Annotated in this window: 22 protein-coding genes, 1 pseudogene and 1 riboswitch; of the genes and pseudogenes, 5 read left to right on the top strand and 18 right to left on the bottom strand. The window is 44.6% G+C overall.

Annotated features, from left to right (window positions below):
* Positions 1–99 precede the first annotated feature (99 nt).
* A complete protein-coding gene (locus H9630_RS07980; protein ID WP_191714961.1) occupies positions 100–723 on the top strand; it encodes a flavodoxin family protein in 624 nt (207 codons plus the stop codon).
* Positions 724–774: 51 nt separating this feature from the next.
* Here the strand turns inward: H9630_RS07980 and H9630_RS07975 are convergent, their stop codons facing one another.
* The 6 genes and pseudogenes from H9630_RS07975 to H9630_RS07950 form a co-directional block, all read right to left on the bottom strand.
* Positions 775–1,305, bottom strand: a complete 531-nt coding sequence (locus tag H9630_RS07975; RefSeq protein ID WP_191714960.1) for a histidine phosphatase family protein — start codon at positions 1,303–1,305, stop codon at positions 775–777.
* 10 nt (positions 1,306–1,315) lie between these two features.
* The gene (locus H9630_RS07970; protein ID WP_191714959.1) at positions 1,316–2,023 is read right to left on the bottom strand and encodes a DUF421 domain-containing protein; all 708 of its coding nucleotides are present in this window, start codon (positions 2,021–2,023) and stop codon (positions 1,316–1,318) included.
* A 101-nt stretch (positions 2,024–2,124) separates the two neighbouring features.
* On the bottom strand, positions 2,125–2,589 hold the full coding sequence (gene ribH / locus H9630_RS07965) for a 6,7-dimethyl-8-ribityllumazine synthase (protein ID WP_191714958.1): 465 nt from the start codon (positions 2,587–2,589) through the stop codon (positions 2,125–2,127).
* A gap of 51 nt (positions 2,590–2,640) precedes the next feature.
* Positions 2,641–3,231, bottom strand: a pseudogene (gene ribB, locus H9630_RS07960) (3,4-dihydroxy-2-butanone-4-phosphate synthase); the annotation flags it as partial.
* Positions 3,232–3,248: 17 nt separating this feature from the next.
* On the bottom strand, positions 3,249–3,878 hold the full coding sequence (ribE, locus tag H9630_RS07955) for a riboflavin synthase (protein WP_191714957.1): 630 nt from the start codon (positions 3,876–3,878) through the stop codon (positions 3,249–3,251).
* Positions 3,879–4,151 (bottom strand): hypothetical protein, encoded by a 273-nt coding sequence (locus H9630_RS07950; protein ID WP_191714956.1) that lies wholly within the window; start codon positions 4,149–4,151, stop codon positions 3,879–3,881.
* A gap of 62 nt (positions 4,152–4,213) precedes the next feature.
* Positions 4,214–4,384, bottom strand: a riboswitch (FMN riboswitch).
* A gap of 211 nt (positions 4,385–4,595) precedes the next feature.
* On the opposite strand from H9630_RS07950, the gene H9630_RS07945 reads away from it, so the two are divergent.
* A complete protein-coding gene (locus H9630_RS07945) occupies positions 4,596–4,919 on the top strand; it encodes a CHY zinc finger protein (RefSeq protein WP_191714955.1) in 324 nt (107 codons plus the stop codon).
* Between the two features lie 58 nt (positions 4,920–4,977).
* Here H9630_RS07945 and H9630_RS07940 read toward each other — a convergent pair whose 3' ends face one another.
* The 7 genes from H9630_RS07940 to msrA form a co-directional block, all read right to left on the bottom strand.
* Positions 4,978–5,466 (bottom strand): GNAT family N-acetyltransferase, encoded by a 489-nt coding sequence (locus H9630_RS07940; protein ID WP_191714954.1) that lies wholly within the window; start codon positions 5,464–5,466, stop codon positions 4,978–4,980.
* A gap of 89 nt (positions 5,467–5,555) precedes the next feature.
* A complete protein-coding gene (locus tag H9630_RS07935; RefSeq protein ID WP_191714953.1) occupies positions 5,556–6,386 on the bottom strand; it encodes a metallophosphoesterase in 831 nt (276 codons plus the stop codon).
* 280 nt (positions 6,387–6,666) lie between these two features.
* Entirely contained in the window at positions 6,667–7,452 is a 786-nt protein-coding gene (locus tag H9630_RS07930) for an ABC transporter permease subunit (protein WP_191714952.1), read from the bottom strand.
* The gene (locus tag H9630_RS07925) at positions 7,449–8,330 is read right to left on the bottom strand and encodes an ABC transporter ATP-binding protein (RefSeq protein WP_191714951.1); all 882 of its coding nucleotides are present in this window, start codon (positions 8,328–8,330) and stop codon (positions 7,449–7,451) included. The genes H9630_RS07930 and H9630_RS07925 overlap by 4 nt, the downstream gene beginning before the upstream one ends.
* Positions 8,327–8,521 carry a PLDc N-terminal domain-containing protein gene (locus tag H9630_RS07920; RefSeq protein WP_191714950.1) on the bottom strand — a complete coding sequence of 65 codons (195 nt, stop codon included), beginning with the start codon at positions 8,519–8,521 and terminating at the stop codon, positions 8,327–8,329. The genes H9630_RS07925 and H9630_RS07920 overlap by 4 nt, the downstream gene beginning before the upstream one ends.
* 126 nt (positions 8,522–8,647) lie before the next feature.
* A complete protein-coding gene (locus tag H9630_RS07915) occupies positions 8,648–9,346 on the bottom strand; it encodes an MgtC/SapB family protein (protein WP_191714949.1) in 699 nt (232 codons plus the stop codon).
* A 50-nt stretch (positions 9,347–9,396) separates the two neighbouring features.
* Complete coding sequence (gene msrA / locus H9630_RS07910; protein WP_191714948.1) at positions 9,397–10,062, bottom strand: peptide-methionine (S)-S-oxide reductase MsrA; 666 nt, start codon at positions 10,060–10,062, stop codon at positions 9,397–9,399.
* A 173-nt stretch (positions 10,063–10,235) separates the two neighbouring features.
* Between msrA and H9630_RS07905 the strand changes: the two genes are divergently transcribed.
* A complete protein-coding gene (locus H9630_RS07905) occupies positions 10,236–10,820 on the top strand; it encodes a protein-L-isoaspartate(D-aspartate) O-methyltransferase (protein WP_191714947.1) in 585 nt (194 codons plus the stop codon).
* A 39-nt stretch (positions 10,821–10,859) separates the two neighbouring features.
* On the opposite strand, the gene H9630_RS07900 is transcribed toward H9630_RS07905, so the two are convergent.
* Positions 10,860–11,369, bottom strand: a complete 510-nt coding sequence (locus tag H9630_RS07900) for a DUF2243 domain-containing protein (protein WP_191714946.1) — start codon at positions 11,367–11,369, stop codon at positions 10,860–10,862.
* Between the two features lie 303 nt (positions 11,370–11,672).
* On the opposite strand from H9630_RS07900, the gene H9630_RS07895 reads away from it, so the two are divergent.
* Positions 11,673–12,368 (top strand): DUF2294 domain-containing protein, encoded by a 696-nt coding sequence (locus tag H9630_RS07895; RefSeq protein WP_191714945.1) that lies wholly within the window; start codon positions 11,673–11,675, stop codon positions 12,366–12,368.
* A gap of 128 nt (positions 12,369–12,496) precedes the next feature.
* On the opposite strand, the gene H9630_RS07890 is transcribed toward H9630_RS07895, so the two are convergent.
* From H9630_RS07890 to H9630_RS07880, 3 genes are all read right to left on the bottom strand, one after another.
* Complete coding sequence (locus H9630_RS07890; RefSeq protein ID WP_225218428.1) at positions 12,497–12,691, bottom strand: hypothetical protein; 195 nt, start codon at positions 12,689–12,691, stop codon at positions 12,497–12,499.
* Between the two features lie 275 nt (positions 12,692–12,966).
* Positions 12,967–14,172 (bottom strand): MalY/PatB family protein, encoded by a 1,206-nt coding sequence (locus tag H9630_RS07885; RefSeq protein ID WP_191714943.1) that lies wholly within the window; start codon positions 14,170–14,172, stop codon positions 12,967–12,969.
* Between the two features lie 116 nt (positions 14,173–14,288).
* The gene (locus tag H9630_RS07880) at positions 14,289–16,397 is read right to left on the bottom strand and encodes a type IA DNA topoisomerase (protein ID WP_191714942.1); all 2,109 of its coding nucleotides are present in this window, start codon (positions 16,395–16,397) and stop codon (positions 14,289–14,291) included.
* 137 nt (positions 16,398–16,534) lie between these two features.
* On the opposite strand from H9630_RS07880, the gene H9630_RS07875 reads away from it, so the two are divergent.
* Positions 16,535–17,209: an NAD(P)H-binding protein gene (locus H9630_RS07875; RefSeq protein ID WP_191714941.1), complete on the top strand. Its 675-nt coding sequence runs from the start codon at positions 16,535–16,537 to the stop codon at positions 17,207–17,209.
* A 44-nt stretch (positions 17,210–17,253) separates the two neighbouring features.
* Here the strand turns inward: H9630_RS07875 and H9630_RS07870 are convergent, their stop codons facing one another.
* Positions 17,254–18,030 carry a sulfite exporter TauE/SafE family protein gene (locus tag H9630_RS07870; protein ID WP_191714940.1) on the bottom strand — a complete coding sequence of 259 codons (777 nt, stop codon included), beginning with the start codon at positions 18,028–18,030 and terminating at the stop codon, positions 17,254–17,256.
* Between the last annotated feature and the right edge of the window lie 57 nt (positions 18,031–18,087).

Here is an 18,087-nt window from a genome sequence, read left to right as displayed (position 1 = left end):
TTTTCTTCAGACGATTGCTCGAATCGATTGTTGCATATATTCCTGGTAAAAGGGAAAACAAGGACTAAACAGAAACGAAAATATAAAAGGAGCGATAAAATGCAACCCTTAAAAGCACTTTTCCTTAACACTTCGTTGAAAAATTCCAAAGAACCTTCTCATACAGAAGGGTTTATCAAGGATGTTCAATACCATTATAATCAATTGAGAGTAGAATCTGAAACCTTGCGTTTGGCTGATTACTCCATCGCCTATGGTGTCCAGGAAGACATGGGCGACGGTGATGAATGGCCCCAAATCCTTGAGAAAGTATTGGCTGCAGATATTGTCATTATCGGCACCCCCATTTGGCTAGGCGAAAAAAGTTCCTTGGCGACGCAAGCCATTGAACGCCTTTATGGAAGCAGCAGCGTCACCAACGACAAAGGGCAAGCCGTTTTCTACAATAAAGTTGGCGGCGTGGTTGTAACCGGCAACGAAGATGGAGCAAAACATTCAGCGGCTTCCATTCTATACGGGCTTTCCCATATCGGTTTTGTTATCCCGCCGAATGTTGATGCTTATTGGGTCGGTGAAGCAGGACCCGGCGATTCTTATATGGATGCCGGGCGCAACAATGAATTCACCAAATCCGCAATTCAGCGGCTTGCTTATAATACCTATCATTTAGCTGGACTGCTCAAGAATAATCCCATTCCAAATGAAGGAAATACGCTGGAATGACATTCCGCTAAACAGCCAACAGCCTCCTCAGCTGTTGGTCTTTTTAAATTGTCATTTCCATATCCGCGCCACTGAGGAATGCCCATTTTCCACTTCCACTTTATAGACATCCGGATTCGTCAGCTTTTGCCATTCTGAAAACCCATAGCCTGAATCGATTTTTTTCAAGAGCAGACCTAATAAGTTTCCATGTGTCACCGCTGCCGTCCCATCTTTCATTTCACTCATCACTTCCATTGCGCGGTCAGCCGCTTCTTTTCCCGATTCGCCTCCAGCGAACTTTAACTCTGCATCACCGAACGATTCCTCCAGTTTTCCCATCCAGTCCGGCAAGTCCTGCATGCTCAACACACGTTCTGCCAGTCGGTCATCCACTTCGATCGGCAAATTCAATCGATTTGCCGCCGGTTCAATGGATTGGATGGCTCGGGTGAACGGACTGGTAATCAGATGGACCACATCCTGCTTTTCCAGAAAATCAGCCAATTTATGCGCTTGCCGCCTTCCCGCTTCGGTCAATTCTGTATCGGGTGCCTGCCCGGTTGCTTGGCAATGCCTAATCAAGTAAATTGTTTTTTTCATATTTTCCACCCTAGTTCACTTTTTTGATATTCTCTTTACTTTTACTGTATCCCTTAATGTAAAATCCATTTGTTTCTGACCATTCCGCATACAAAACTTCCTTGAGATTTGGATAACCTTCCTCGGCAAGGGAGTCATACAGCCATTGTTTTGATTTCCCCACATATTCTAAAATGCCTTCGTTTATTTTACCCTCGTCCACAAACAAAAAGTTTACCGATTCATTTTTTGCCTGCAGATTCAGCATGTCTGGCGTTACTTCCTTATACTTGGCATATTTTTTTAAACTGATGGTCCCTCCTGGTTCTAAAAACAGATCACAAACTTCGCTCAGTGAAAAAACCCCTTGTTGACGAAGCATCACGCGAAGCTGTTCCATCTCCAGGTGATTTTTATTTAATTCGTCTATATTGAATTCGCCGTCTTGAATTAAAATGGAGGTCTCGCCTTTTAGAAGTTTCCGTATTTTATCATTCCTTTGAGTCGTTTTTTCGATAATATACAGCATGATTCCCCATACAGCCACTGCAAACCAAACATGCAGAGGGTTCACTTTATCGTCATATATGCTTTCTTCCAAAATCCCGCCTAGCACAATGGAATAAATAAAGTCAAAGGGAGTTAACTGGGACATTTCTTTTTTCCCCAAGATACGAGTAATCAGCAATAATGCGATCAAGCCAAAAAATAGTTTTGAAGCTATTTCTATATACATCATCCTACTGATCCTCCAGTCCTAAGGTCGTTATACATCCCTTTCCCCTAAACCTCATCTTTTAATCAAAAAAACACCTGGACAAAAGCCCAGGCGTCAGTAGATTATAATTTTTTCATAAGATTGGCCATTTCAATGGCGCCTGCTGCAGATTCCCAGCCTTTGTTGCCGGCTTTTGTGCCAGCACGTTCGATTGCCTGCTCAATTGAATCCGTGGTCAAAACCCCGAAAATGACCGGAATATTTGCTTGATCACTGGCCCGAGATACACCTTTTGCCACTTCGCTGCAGACATAGTCGAAATGAGGCGTCGCCCCTCTAATGACCGTCCCTAATGTGATGACTGCATCATAGTTTCCGCTCATCGCCATCTTTTTGGCGACCAGGGGAATTTCAAAAGCTCCCGGTACCCAGGCGATCGAGACGTCGTCTTCTCCAACGCCATGGCGTTTTAACGCATCTTCTGCTCCGCTCAATAGTTTGCTGGTGATAAATTCATTAAAGCGGCCGACCACGATGCCGATCCGCAACCCTTCACCGTTTAAATATCCTTCAAAATGAACCGTCATTTTTCCATCTCCTCCACTGAATTAATACGCTGTTGTCTGCTGGTTTTTCTGCTGATACACAACCAAATCCTTGATTGTCAACACCCCAAGGTTGAGCCGCTCTGCCACTTTCTCCAAATCATCCACACGGGCCATCGTGCCGTCTGGGTTCATGATTTCGCAGATGACCCCTGCCGGAGCAGATCCCGCAAGCTTCGCCAAATCGACAGCCGCTTCCGTATGGCCTGCCCGTTCAAGCACGCCGCCATCTTTCGCAATCAATGGAAAAATATGGCCCGGACGTTTAAAGTCTGCAGCCTTCGCTTCTTGCTTGATCAGGCTGGTGATGGTGTGGGAACGCTCAAAAGCGCTGATACCCGTGGTTGTATCTCTATGGTCAATGCTGATGGTGAAGGCGGTGCCGAATTCATCTGTATTTTGATCAGTCATCATGCCAAACTCCAATCGCTGTGCGATGGAACCGGCAATCGGGACACAAATTAATCCTCGCCCTTCCGTCGCCATCAAATTGACAATCTCAGGTGAAGCAAACTCTGCCAATGCGATAAAATCGCCTTCGTTTTCTCTGTCTTCATCATCGATTACAATAACTGCTTTTCCAGCCTTTAAATCTTCGACGGCTTTTTCTACAGTGTAGAACATCATTTCAGCATCTCCCTTTAAAATCCATTTTCCGCAAGCCAGCTTCTGCTGATTTTCGGTTCTGCGGTTTGAACTCGTTCGGTATACTTCGCCAAGAGATCACACTCAATATTGACCTTATCGCCAATCCCTTTTTCGCCTAATAACGAATCCTCCCGTGTGGTCGGGATGAGGGAAATGGCAACCGTATTGTGGCCAAGTTTAAAAATCGTCAATGAAGTCCCATCAACTGCTATCGAACCCTTCAGCATCATGTATTTCATCAGCTGAGGATCGAGTTCAATTGTTTTGGTGACAGCATTGGCTTCTTTCTTCACTGAACGGATCACGCCGACGCCATCGATATGGCCGCTGACGAAATGGCCGCCAAAGCGGCCGGTGGCTGGCATGGCACGCTCGAGATTTACGCGCGCTCCTGTTTTTAATTCCTTCATTGTTGAAGACTTGACCGTTTCTGGAATGACATCGACTGTGAACGTTTGAGCATCGAAGGAAGAAACAGTCAAACACACTCCGTCTATGGAAATACTGTCTCCACGCTTCATGTCCTCCAAAATCAGCACACAGGAAATCGTCAGTTCCATAGCCTGCGGTTTTGCGCGGACTTGCGCAACGCGGCCGACTTCTTCGACTATACCTGTAAACATTTAGGCACACTCCTCCATTCCGGTCGCCGGAGCAGATTTAATTCGTTTTCGTACAAGTAGTTGGGTGCTTTCCACCATGGGGCGTATGGGTGGTGAGGAAAGGATGGCGCTGAAGGTTGTTTGCATGTGCCTTGCTTCTTTAACAAGCTGGCCGGTTTCCCGACAATTTTGGGTACCTTTAAAAAGCCCGGTTTCCGCGGAGGAAAAGAGCAGCATTAAAGATCGGTGTGTTGCATTTCCAGAGACGGGTCCCTGTTCAGGTATTTTGGTCATACAAATTCCTCCTTTCAATTTCAAACGATTGAAAAGAAGAGGCACATAACGAAACCGATCTCTGAATTCTTCTCCCATCCAGACTGTAACTGTCGGTGCCGGAATTTCACCAGCTCCACCGCTTAAGCGCTTTAAACATAGTGGCCTATGCCTGCATTCGCTTAACCGGGTCACGGACTTGCAGTTCCCTGCTCACCGCCGGTAAGGAATTTCACCTTGCCCCGAAGAATTAGATTCGTAGTTTCGTCCTTTTCATAGTAGCATAGAAAGAAACTGAACTATAGAAGTTATAAGAAATTGGCCTTTGGGAGCAGGGCAGTTTGCTTTTCATATGCCATATTCCACCGGTACCAATCGGTAAATTGTTTCAAAAAACCCAAACTACCTATAGTTTTCTGAAATCTTATCACCAACAAATCATGCTGTAGAAAGGATGGTTTTAACATGGCCCACCACCAAATTGTCAAAGGCCTTAAAGTCGATGCGGAAACACGTTGTTTGCATTATCATTCTCCAATCGACCGGATTGCCATTAAGTTTTTTTGCTGCCAGGAATACTTTCCCTGCTTTGAATGCCATCAAGCGGAAGGTTGCGGCAAGCATGAGGTTTGGCCCAAAGACCGTTTCGATGAAAAGGCGGTGCTATGCGGAACGTGCGGACATGAACTGTCGGTCGAAGACTATCTAGCCTGCGCTTCAACCTGCCCTTCCTGTTCATCGCCATTCAATCCAGGCTGCAATTTGCATAAACACCTATACTTCGGATAAGGAGCTGAAAGGAGTGCATTTTCCAGTTGAAAATAAAAGAGCGAAAGCATTTCTGCTTTCACTCTTTTTCATTCAAATATAGGGACATTACATGCTGTTCGCCTTTGGTCCGCATAATCCGTCTGCCTGTATCTTTGAATCCGGCTTTTTGGTAAAGGCGTTGAGCCGGAAGATTACGGGCATTGACGCCTAGCACCACTTCATCAAAGCCCGGAAATTCCGTCTTCATAAATTCAGGAAGCGCATAAATGGAACCTGTAGCGATGCCTCTGCCTTGGAATTTAGGATTCACCGAAAATCCTCTCAGCAACAAGGCTTTCGGATTATCCGAATACTTTTTCCGATCTTCTGATTCATCCAGTTCAAAAAAACCCGCGTCTTCGCCTCGTGCCTTTATGATGATGAAATGTTTCGATCGGTCTTTTGCATCTTTTTCTACAATTTCCTTAGGCAGACGTGTAAATTCCAATTGATCTGATGGCAAATCGTAATCAATCGAAACTCCTGAAGAATAGCGGTGCAATGTAACTTCTCTTTTCTTAATCACGTGAAGCGGCCTCCTTATTTACATTCGCTGTCCATCCACTATTTTAAAAACAGACGAATAACGGGTTCGCTGAATCCTATATGCCGACTTTAGCTGTTTCCTTTTTCCAATGTCACGACAACAATTTCCGGCAAATTGAAAATGCGCACGGGAAACGTGCTATTGCCCAGCCCTCGGCTTACAACCATTTGTGACTGGTCCACTTCAAAGATACCTTCCGTCACTTTCGGAAACCAGCCTTGACCTGGTGCAATCAAGCCGCCAATCCCGGGTATACGGACCTGGCCGCCATGGGCATGTCCGGAAAAGACCAAATCCACACCGTAATCGGCATAAATCGGCAGGTATTCCGGTCGATGTGCCAGCAGAAGTGTGAAATCTTCTGTAAGCCGAGCAGTTGCAAGGCTTTGCTCTGTAACTTCTTCTTCATGAATGTCCGGCACCATCAATGGATCATCGATTCCTGCAATTTGGACCGACTCTCCGTCTTTCACCCATTCAACCGAATCATTTTCCAGGACTGTCACACCACGTTCCTGCAGGGCCCCTAAAATTTCATCGACTTTATTGGAGGCCACTTCATGGTTTCCGGTAACGTAATAAACTTCACTCATTTCTATCAGGGCATCCACTAACACTAGACTGGAATCCAAGTCGTAGCGGTTGCTGTCAACGAGGTCTCCAGTCAAAAAGATGGCATCCGGATTGGCCGCCTTTACCTTTTCAATCAAGGATGATTGGTTTTTTCCGAATGTGGCGTCGTGCAGATCCGACACCTGAACAATTCTCGATCCATCAAAGGCTTGCGGCAGTTCTTGGGAGGCTACTGTATACTCTGTTGTTTGCACCCAGTGGTTGCTGCCCCAAAATAAGCCCCATACTAATAATATGAGCAGTAAAAATACTGCGAGTTTCTTCATAAAACTTAACCTCTATTCGATTCTGTTTAAGTCGATTGTGTCTGCGCAGCCCACTAATCTGTTCTTTCTTCTCTGGCTTAATTAACGGCAGATCCTGATAATCCACGTTTCAGGCTTATTTATGCCCCCGTTTTTTTTCCGGTTCGGCAACTTCAAATTTCCGAAGTTCAGCAACTTTTATAAGTATTGCATAGGAATGGAAATCCCCATAAAAGATACGCGCTCTCCATTGTCGCATCTTTTCAGTCCCGGCGTCCACTTGTGCGCGTGAAGCAGCTGATCAAACTTTGGTTTTCGCTTTATTTTTCCAAGCAGCCCAGCTGCCTAAAACAATCAATCCTATAATGGCCAGTAAAGCAAGTCCAATCGCTCCAACAAATTCGCTGAGACGGGGATTTCCGGTTAACCAAGCTGCTGCATATCCAGGCAGTTTCATTGGGGAAATCGTCCAATTTGCTCCCAGCAATCCATCCGCCAACTGAACGAGCAGGTATACCGCAAATGCTGCAGCCGCTGCCAGTCCACCATTTGGCAAAATAGCGCTGGCAGCCAGTGTAAGTGTAAGAATCAGCAAAATCCAGATGCTGTAGGATCCCACCATTTGAAGAAGAGCGCTAAATTCAAGCTCTTCAAAAAACAATAACGTATAGTAATACCCAGCTAAAAATCCAAGCCACAGACTGATTAGAGAGATGGCTGCTGCCATTGTCCATTTACTTAAAAAATAGGACAGAAAAGACAACGGACGGACGTACAGCAAAGTCGCTGTTCCGCTGTTCCGCTCCCCAGCGATTGTTCCCATATAAGCCAAAATCAGCACAACTATACCGATTGTTTGGAATTGTTCCATGACAGCCATTAAAATCTGATCAGGAGATGGGGTGGGAAATTCAAATACCGCCCCTTCGGGTAAACCTCCGGATGCCTCTAAAATCTGAGGCATAAAGTAGTTTACAACAGGTTCAGTGATTCCCAATAGAATAAAAACACAAGGAATCCAGAAGATTTTATAATTCCGTATATTTTCTCGCCATTCTTTTTGCAATAGAATACTAAATTGCTTCATTGGCCAGCAACCACCTTCAAAAAGATTTCTTCCAAAGAAGCTGTTTGAAATTCCACTCCTAAGATGTCCTGCTTTTCTGAAGATAAGGTATGGAGCACTTGCTGCATGCTGGAGCCTTCTTTATCGACAGAGAGATAAACAGAATCTGTTAACACTTGCATTTTCCATGAATGTTCCTCAGCAAACTTCACCGCTTCGGCAGGTTTATGGAATCGGATGCGGATACGGGGATTGGCATGCCTGCTTTTGACTTCTTCCAAAGATCCATGTTCGATCAAGTGCCCATCCTTCATAAATAGCAGCTGATCTGTCATTTCTTCTGCATCGTTTAAAATGTGGGTGGAATATAAAATTGTTGTGTCTTGCTGCAGCGATTTCAGTAAATCCATGATTTCCCGGCGGCCGGTGGGATCAAGTGCTGAAATCGGTTCATCCAGCAAAAGAAGTTTAGGCTGATGGACAATAGCTTGCGCAAGACCCAATCGCTGTTTCATCCCGCCAGAAAAAGCACCAGTTTTTTTGTACAAGGCTCCCTCAAGCCCGACAAATTCCAATGTACGGATTGCCTGCAGCTTTGCTTTCTTTGCGCCGACTCCACTTAATTTGGCAGCCATCTCAGTGAATTCCAGTGCGGTCAGCCAAGGGAAAAATTGCGGATACTGCGGCAGGAAGCCGACTGTCAAGCCATCAGCCAAACTGATTTCACCGCTCGAAGGAGACAATAAATCAGCCAACATGGACAGAGTTGTCGTTTTTCCTGCACCATTCGGCCCTATTAAAGCTGTCGCTGTTCCTTTTTCCAATCTGAAAGTAAGATTTTCAACTGCCAGTTCCTGTCCATACTGCTTCGTTAGGTTGTTGACTTCGACTAAGCTCAATAATTTCTCCTCCCAACAACAAAGTACACAATAGGTCCAATAATATTAACGACGACAATAATGATGCCCCACATCCATTTTGGACCGTTTGGATTTGGGTTTTTGATTAAATCCACTAAAGCAAAAATCATCAAGCCGATTTGAATGACAAATATCGGCAGTAAAGCCAAAAGCATTGTTGTTTGGTCCATGTTTTTTCTCCTCATATTCGTATTGATAAAAACAACTTTTCATGATGAATTCCGTTTGCTGATGTTGGTTTTATTGAAAACACGAAAAAACCGAAGCTGGTAATCGTTCGGTCTTTTCCTTTTATTCTACATCATGATCTTGGTTACTCCATCAATTTCCTGCAATTTCTTGACTAAATTGATTTCATTGCTGATTTTGCTTTCGCTGACTGTGAAATTATAGGTAGAAAAGCTGTTACCGCCATATGATACGGCATTTTCAATCTGGAATTCATGGATGTCTATTTTTGATTCTTCAAAAACGGCAACCAACTCTGAAAACAGGTTTTCTCGATCTTGAGCTGTTACCGCAACATTCTTCTGCAGCCGATTTTTAAAAAACTTGTTTTCGATATGATACAGGACATACAAAGTCAGTAAGACAATAACCGTGGCCAGCACTGCTGAATAGTACATTCCTGCGCCAATGGTCAATCCAATGCCCGATGCCACCCAGACAGAAGCAGCAGTCGTCAGCCCTCTGACAGACCCCCGATGGACGATAATGGTGCCCGCTCCCAGGAAACCGATGCCACTGATGACATAGGAAGGAATCCGGGCAGGGTCAAAACGGATTGCACTGTTGTCGCTGTTGAGAAAGGAATCGAAGCCGGTTATCGACAAAATCATCATCAGACATGAACCAATCCCGACCAATAAATGTGTCCGAAGTCCCGCTGGCTGGTTTTTCGCTTCCCTTTCAATGCCAATCAAGCCACTAAAAAAAGCTGCAGCCAGCAAACGGGTCACAATCTCCATATAATCTGTCGGCAGCAAGTCCATCATATCCCTCCTGACTTGTCAGACAGAGCTGGGGCATGAACTCCCTTTTCGGCTTACCACTTCATCTTTGAAAAGAGATCGATTAAAAACAGCTTCTCGGCTCTTCCGATGTTCCATTTTTCCAGCTCTTCGATTACACCTTTTTTTGTTCCGTAACCTTTCACAAAACCGTTCAGCCGTGCGGCAAAAGTTGAATCTCTCAGCAGTTCTTGGTCCTGATACAGCCCTGACAATTGTTCCAAAGCCTTGGGATATCGTTTCAAATAATATTTTTGATGGCGTTCTTCAGCTGTGGTGAACTCAGTAAAAGGTGAAATTTCCGTCTCGACCGTCTCCCTCAACTGACCTTCCATTTCTTTTTTGGCCTCGGCAATTAGTCTGTGCTGCTGTTCTGTATGGTAATGAAGCAATGAAATATACTGTCTTCCTTTATAATTGTCCCTATTCGGGTAATGGTTTTGCCAAAATTCTTTAAGTACCTCCGTATAGTTGATGATGGAAGGATCAAATTCAATTTGGACGGTTTCTGTATGGTCACCCATTTCCCGGTATGTAGGCGAGTCTGTGTGGCCGCCTGCAAAACCGACACGGGTGCGTATAACTCCAGGCAAACTGCCGAATCGGGCTTCCGGCCCCCAGAAGCAACCCATTCCAAAAGTGGCCAGCTCCAGCTGTCCCCCATTTTGATAAAGGCCTTTTTCGATTGTTTCAATGTTCATTGGCTGAGCACCCACCTTTCTGGTTCTTCTGCCGCTGCGCAGGAAAGCGCAGAGCAAATACTATACAGTCGTTAGTTACATCCTTTAAAATCAATGTAACAAGACCTATTCGAAAATGCATGGCATACCTACTCAAATAAGAGAACAATAGCAAAAGAAAGCAGGGATACGCGATGAAAAGCCAAAGAAAGGAAATCATTTCTTACTTTAAGCAAATGGACCGCAGCTTTTTCATGGACTCCAATAAAGACCTGGCCGTATTTGACCAAGCCCTACCTATTGGATTTGAACAAACGATTTCACAGCCGTCCCTGGTTCTCGAAATGACGCTGGCGCTTGATCTTCATCCAGAACAGAAAGTTTTAGAGCTGGGCACAGGGTCAGGTTTTCAAACTGCTCTGCTTGCCGCTTTCTCAGAATCCGTCTATACCATCGAACGAATCGAAGAACTGCATGCTCGCGCAAAAGAACGGTTGGCTCAATTGAACTTCCAAAATATCCATTTTAAATTGGGGGATGGCAGTGAAGGTTGGAAAGAGTTCGCTCCCTATGACCGGATTATGGTGACAGCTGCCGCTGCAGAAGTGCCAAAAGAGCTCCTGGAACAATTGGAAATCGGCGGGAAAATGGTCATTCCTGTCGGAAGTTCTTTCAGCCAGGAATTGCGGTTGATTGAAAAGGATCATCAGGGCAAAATCTACACGACGCTGCTGAGTGAAGTGTTATTCGTTCCTTTAAAAGGCAAGTATGAAAGATGAAAATACACTTCTCCATATCCTAGATTCATTGCCTCAACTCTATTCTTTGTTTCCATTCGACTTTACTGGCGTATTGGGTGTTTTATAAAGCAGGAATATCCCTAAGGCCAGTATGACTACTGCTGTTATATTCCATACAAGGTCATAGGGCAACAACTCCACCCCATAGCGAATTTGATGGAGCTCCAATAATTTGTGGTGGACAATACCGTCATAAAGCTGAAAGGCTCCAGCACCGATCAGCATTCCCCCTAGCCAGCGCTTGGGCCACCAGGCTTTGCGGCGCTGAAGATCAGCAAGGAGAAATAAGGAAGCTACGGTCGCAAACCAGCTGAAGGCGTGAAAAAAACCATCTGATACCAATCCGGCATCACTTGTAGACTTATCGTAAAAATGGTGCCAATGCAGTAATTGGTGAAAGACCGTTTCATCAATGAAAGCCACCAATCCGACTCCAAACAGGAAGCCTGACCAAACGTTTCTTTTGGCATGGACTCTCCGGTTTTTTTCCTTTGTGTAGTCAGTGGTTTTGACTGTAGTTGAAGGCATGGAATCCTCCTTTCTCATTAAATCGGCTTTTTGAGAACTCATAAGCATAGATTTCAGCTTTTTCCAAATAATACCCTTATTCTGTAGGCCTAAAACAATCACCGCAATAAGAAAACCAAAATCATGAGCCAATAAGACCAAAAAATCTACAACCTTTATATCAGCTTGTCACACAATCAAATTCAGCGTAATTCCGCTATTGCTATCCGATTTCTTTAATAAATCTGATGAATCCCGTATAATGAAACCAATTAACCGCCAGGGCCAACTCGGTCTTACCTACGATTAAAAGGAGAGCAGATTATGCCAAATGAAAAAACAATCCACACTGAAGTCGGCAGTTATATTTCCACTTTGCTGCGTGATCATTTTGGAAAAGGCCCAACATCAGTCTTCGTAACAGTCAAGCCTCCTTTTATTACCATACATCTTCGTGGATTTTTGGCTCCCTCTGAAAAGATCCTAATGAAGCAGCAAGAGCACCGAAGAGTGTTGGAAACACGTGACCTTCTGATGAATCAACTGGTCTCCGATATCAAATTGGAATTATGGAAGATCGGCAAAATCGATATTGAAGATGTCTATGCAGACTGGAATTTAGATGATCAAACAGGCATGATTTTGGCGATTATGCCTGATAAGACGCCTGCAGCTGATTTTGAATGGGATTCGGACATTCAAGTGGAGAATATTCGTGAGGAAGTCATGGAAGCCAGCCGTAAAGCACAAAAAACACCTGAGTCCACTGAACTGTATTGGTTGAATAAGCGAACATTATTGATTGAGCGCTCGGGAATTTTTGTGGAAATCGAAAAAGAGCTGATCAAAGGCGGCTTTATTGAAGAATTGAAATTGGTTAAGCGGCCGTTGGAACGCCGATTGATTTTGCAGACCCAGATTGAAGCCATCTTAGGGCAACCCATTATGGAGGTATTCCTTGACTGGAATTTCATAACGGATAAAGGGTATATTGTGCTGTTGCTGGAAACGCCTAAATAAAAAAAGCCAGCTGTTCAGCCGGCTTTGCTGACTAGAGACAAACTCGAAGGGTTCGAGCTGTCTATAGTCTTTTTTTATAAGGAGCCTGACCAGCTGGCACAGCAACTTTGGCTCTCTAAAAATTATTTCTAGCTGCTGATGGTTTGAGCTGATTGGCAATAGGGGCAAAATTCATAAGAGTTTTTTTCTTCCAGCTGCTCAATATATTCGACCTCATCCGTAAATTCTCTTTTTTCCACAGGTGTTTCTACGAAACCACAACGATCGCCGGCAAATTGCCGTTGGTGAATCTGCTTTTTCTTATGGTCAATGAAATAATACATACCATTCATTCCTTTCTTTTTCAGAAATAGAAAAAGCCGAAAAGAACCCCCTTTTTCAAAGGATTCTTTTCGGCTTTTATATCAGCTCTATTGTCTGAAATATTTAACCATCATATGAAATTACCAAATGTGTAAGTAAGCAATAGAATGGGCAGAGAAATTGTGTGCAAAGTCGGAAACACTATTTGTTTTCCAAGTGTTTTTATTATACTAGACTTCTTATCCAAGGTAAAGTTATCAGCATATTCAATTGAGTGTAAATTCAGAAATCCGTTTTATTTGTTGCCTTTTCCGGATAGGTCTTCGAATTCTTTAGCGATTCTTTCCAATGCTTCTTGAATGAGCGGCCGCGGGGAAGGCGTACAGATTCGTTGATAGAATTCCCCTTCTTCACCAAACATACTGCCGTCTTCCAATAAAACATTGGCTTTATTGTAGATGCGGTCGTGAATTTCTTTCGCTGAAATGCCATAGCCGCTGAAATCCAGCCACATGATGTACGTGCCTTCCGGAATGGCCACTTTCACTTCAGGCATCTTTTCAGCTAAAAACTCCTTGATATATGCCATTGTCCCATCGACATAGTCTTTCAACTGCTCAAGCCAATCTTCACCTTCGTTGTAAACCGCAATCAAAGCGGAGATGGCGAATGGAGACGCCAATTGCATGCCCATTTCAGTAGCGAATTTAGTCCGCAGCTCTTCATCGGAAATAATGACGTTGGTGCAGTGCAGTCCCGCTACATTGAATGTTTTATTGATGGCGGTACAGGTGATGATATGGTCCGTATGGTCAGCTATTTTTGCCATCGGAATAAATTCCTTGCCACGGCGCAGCAAGTCTCCGTGGATTTCATCCGCTACAATCAATACATTATTTTCATGGCAGATGGCCGCCATTTTTTTCAACTCTTCTTCATTAAACAGTCTGCCTGTAGGATTATGTGGATTGCAGAGAATAAACATTGTCGTATGGTCATCCTTTGCTTTGGCTTCAAAATCCTCGAAATCGATGGAATAATAGCCATCAGCTTCTTGTTTCAATGCGTTATTGACTACTTTCCGGCCGTTTCCTTCAATCACCGAAGTGAACGGAGGATAAACAGGACGTTGGATGATGATGCCGTCTTCCACATTTGTAAATGCCTTAACCGCAATATTCAACGCGTGCACAGTTCCCGGACTATAGACGATTTGTTCTTTTTCGACTTTCCAGCCATGCCGTTTCTTCAGCCAGGATTGGATGGCCTCAAAGTATTCATCCGGAAAGACAGAGTAACCGTAGATTCGATGATCTACTGTTTTATGCAATGCCTCCACCAATGGCTGGGGAACCGGCAAATCCATATCAGCGGTGAACAACGGAATGGTGTCTTCGTCATATCTTTCTGTAAGCCCGAATTGTTTGATCAGCTCTCCTCCATCCCACTTCATGGAATAAGTGCCTCTTCTGTTGACGATTTCATCAAAATTATACTTCATGCGAAACTCCCTTTCCTCTGGACATTGTGCTTTATCTTCACTTTCATTATCAAAGAAAGACTAGAACCATTGCAACCAATCAGGCTTTTGGCCCTTTCGCAAATCCGCTTGCCTGCTTAAAACTCCATTTTCAATTTACCGTCTTCCAACACCAGCTTGGCGTTGAACTTTTTGCCATTTTTTGAAACAAAACCTTTAATGACAGGCGTCTTGCCTTTCGTGCATAGATATTCAATCTGTTTAGCGGTCAATCGTTTCTTCAGGAAAATTGCTGGAAACGATTGCTTGCATCCATTGGCGTGTTCCGTGCAGTTGTAAGAGCCTCTTCTCGAGACGATCATGCCTGTTTTGCATCTTGGGCAAGGGGCAATTTCGTCTTTGGCGTTCGGCATCGCCAGCTGTGCCGGCAACCCGTTTTTCTGCATTTGCCCTGGCACTTCATCAAGCAGTTTCTGGATAAATTTGCCGATGGTGGCCAGAAAAACTTCAGCTGACCCTTCGCCTCTGCCGATTTTCTTTAAATACGTCTCCCATTTCGCAGTCATCGACGGACTGGACAATAAATTTCCTTCAATAGACTGGCATAGGATTCGACCTTTTTCCGTAATTGAAACGATATTTTTAGAGACCGAAATATATTCATGCCGCTTGATCGTTTCAATGATTCCGCTTCTTGTCGCTTCCGTTCCCAACCCTTCAATTTCTTTAAGGATCTCCGTATCTTCGACATCCTCTACAAATTTTCCGCAAGTTTTCATCATGGCAATCAATTGGCCTTCTGTATAAGGCTTTGGCGGCATTGTCATGCCTTCTTTTATATCAACTTTGCTTTTCACCCGTTCCTGTTCCCTCAGTTCGGGCAAAGACGGTTCTGCCTTTGCTTCTTTGGCAGGAGGGAAAAGCTCTTTCCACCCTTTTTCGAGTTCGGTTTTGCCGGTTGTGAAAAATGCCAGCCCTTTAACATCCGTTGTCACTTTTGTTTCAGCATAGCGGTAATCTTTATGGAACATCGCTAACGTCGTCCGCAGAACTTCTTCATACAGATTGCGTTCGTCTTTCGCCAATCCTTCCAGTTTTCTGGCTGTCGGTATGGTTTTCGTTGGAATGATGGCATAATGCTCCTGGACTTTGGAGCTGTCCACAAAACGCTTTTTCGGTGCTTTGGAGGCGATCGGAAAAGGCATATCAATCAGCTTCTGATACTTTTCAACTTGCCCTGCCAAATAGCTGAACTCGCCCGGCGTAATATGCTGGGTATCGGTTCTTGGGTAACTGACAAGTTTTTTTTCGTATAGGCCCTGCATGACAGACAATACCTTCGCCGGACTGTATTTCCACTTCCGGTTGGCTGCTGCCTGCAACGTTGATAAAGAATGGAGCTGTGGCGGCGGTGTACGCTTTTCCGTGGTTTTCACCTGTGTGACAACGCCTTCTTCTTTTGCAGCAATCGTATGTTTAGCCAAAAGCTCTTCCGCTTCTTTCCGTTCTTTGGCCCGCAACTTCGCCTTGCCTTTGTAGCGGCCTTTTTCCGCATCGAATATGCCTTCAATTTCATAGAAAGGCTCCGGCACAAATGCTTCAATTTCTTTTTCCCGCTGATAGATCAGAAATACAGTCGGCGTCTGGACACGCCCAATCGCAAATACTTCACGTATTCCTTTTTCCTGAAGCAATAAGGAATACAGGCGGGATCCGTTCATCCCCACCAGCCAATCACTGATCTGACGCGCTTTGGCTTCCTGGTACAATAGCAGGTCCTGCTGGTTATCGCGCAATTCCTGGAAACCTTTCCGTACTTCATCAGCTTCCAGCGAGTTGATCCACAATCGTTTAATCTTTTTATTTTTTGCACCCGTCTGGTAGTAGATGCTATAGAATATATTGGATCCTTCCCGGTCAACATCACAAGCGTTGATGACCGTATCGGTTTGAAAAATTAATTTTTTGATGATGCCAAATTGCTGGGCTTTGCCTCTTGCCACTTGAAACTGGTAGGTATCCGGCAAAATCGGCAACGCAGCCAGCGACCATCTGGCCCATTTCGGATCATAGGCCTTCGGTTCTTTCAGTTCCACAAGGTGTCCGATTCCCCAAGTGATATAGGCGCCTTCCGGAAAAATCGCATCGGGAGCGACTTCAATATAGCCATCGCGTTTCACGCTCTTGAACGCTTCGGCATAGGCTTTGGCCTGGCTTGGTTTTTCAGCGACGATCACTGGTTTCATGCACTTCTTCCTCCCCTTCGGTCTTATTCTTATTGTACTGCTTCAGCCAAAGAATAAAAGCAAAAAGACAATTCCATGCAAATTGGGGTATAGTAGGTTCTAACAGAAAGAACACATTGAAAAAGGAGTCGTTCACTATGACTAACAAAACTGCTTTACTGGCAGGTGCAAGCGGACTGGTCGGTAACGAATTGCTCCATATCCTTTTAGACAGCCCTCATTACAAAGAAGTGAAAATTCTGGTTCGCCGTCCACTGGACATAACCCATGAAAAATTAGAACAAGTGGCCACAGATTTTGATAGCCTGGACGACTATGCCCATCACTTTGATGTGGATGATGTCTATTGCTGCCTTGGCACCACCATTAAAAAAGCAGGTTCACAGGATGCATTCAAAAAAGTCGATTATGAGTATCCATTGAAGATGGCTGAATTGGCAAAGTCACAGCAGGTGAAGAACTTTCTGATCATTACGGCTTTAGGAGCGGATGCGGAGTCAAAAGTCTTCTACAGCCGCACCAAGGGACAACTTCAAGTGCGTTTGAAGAAAATCGGTTTGACTGCTCTTCATATTTTCCAGCCTTCTTTATTGCTCGGCGATCGCCAGGAATTCCGCTTAGGCGAAAAAGCCGCAACTGTCTTAAGCCCCGCCATCAGCAAATTGTTGAAAGGGAAAATGAAGAAATACAAACCTGTCGAAGCAAGGGACGTCGCGCTCGCTATGTATGAAGTGGCTCAAATCGAACGGACCGGCAATTATACCTATCCATCGGACCGAATCGAGAAAATAAGTTCCAAAAGCATCGACTGATCGAAAAAGAGAGGACGCCTTTAAAGGGCGCCCTCTCTTTTGCATTACAGGATATCTGTCCAAATTTTAATGGCTGTGCCTAAAATCAGCAAGGCCAAAATCCACTGTAGATACTTGGTGTTCATTTTTTGTCCCAGCTTCGCTCCAAGGGGTGCTGCGAGTATGCTTGCAACAATCATGACAGCTGCCGGTCCATAAAGGATCTGATCCGTAACGATTTTGCCGACTGTCGAACCAATGGATGACAAAAACGTAATCGCAAGCGACGTCGCAATTGTCATTCGAGTTGGAATTTTTAAGACAACAAGCATGATAGGCACAAGGATGAAGGCCCCAGCCGCCCCCACAATTCCAGCGGCAATACCGACGATAAACGCCAATCCTGCTGCCAGCCATTTATTGAAAGACACTTGGTCAAGCGGGATGTCATCGACGCCTTTTTTCGGCATGAACATCATCACGACTGCAATGGTGGCCAATCCTGCATAGACAATATTGATGGCCTGCTCAGACAGCAAAGTCGAACCATAGCCGCCGATGAAACTGCCCACTAAAATGGCGCCCCCCATATAAGCGATTAAGGTTTTATTTAAATAACCGCTGCCACGGTAGGCCCAAACCCCCGCAATGGTCGCGAAAAAGACTTGGATGGCACTGATGCCCGAAACTTCGTGTGCGCTGAATGCAGTAAAGCCCAGCATCACCGGTATATAGAGCAGCATCGGATACTTGATGATCGAACCGCCGATTCCTACCATTCCGGAGATGAAGGAACCTACAAAACCAATGAGAAAAATGACAATCATAAAGTCCAGACTCATTTCTTTTCACCTCTCTAAAAGGGAAAAGGACATCATGGCGATGCCCTTTAATCCGGC

Source organism: Planococcus wigleyi, assembly GCF_014836985.1.
Classification (GTDB): Bacteria; Bacillota; Bacilli; order Bacillales_A; family Planococcaceae; genus Planococcus; species Planococcus notacanthi.
This window is presented reverse-complemented; position numbering and strand designations above follow the sequence as displayed.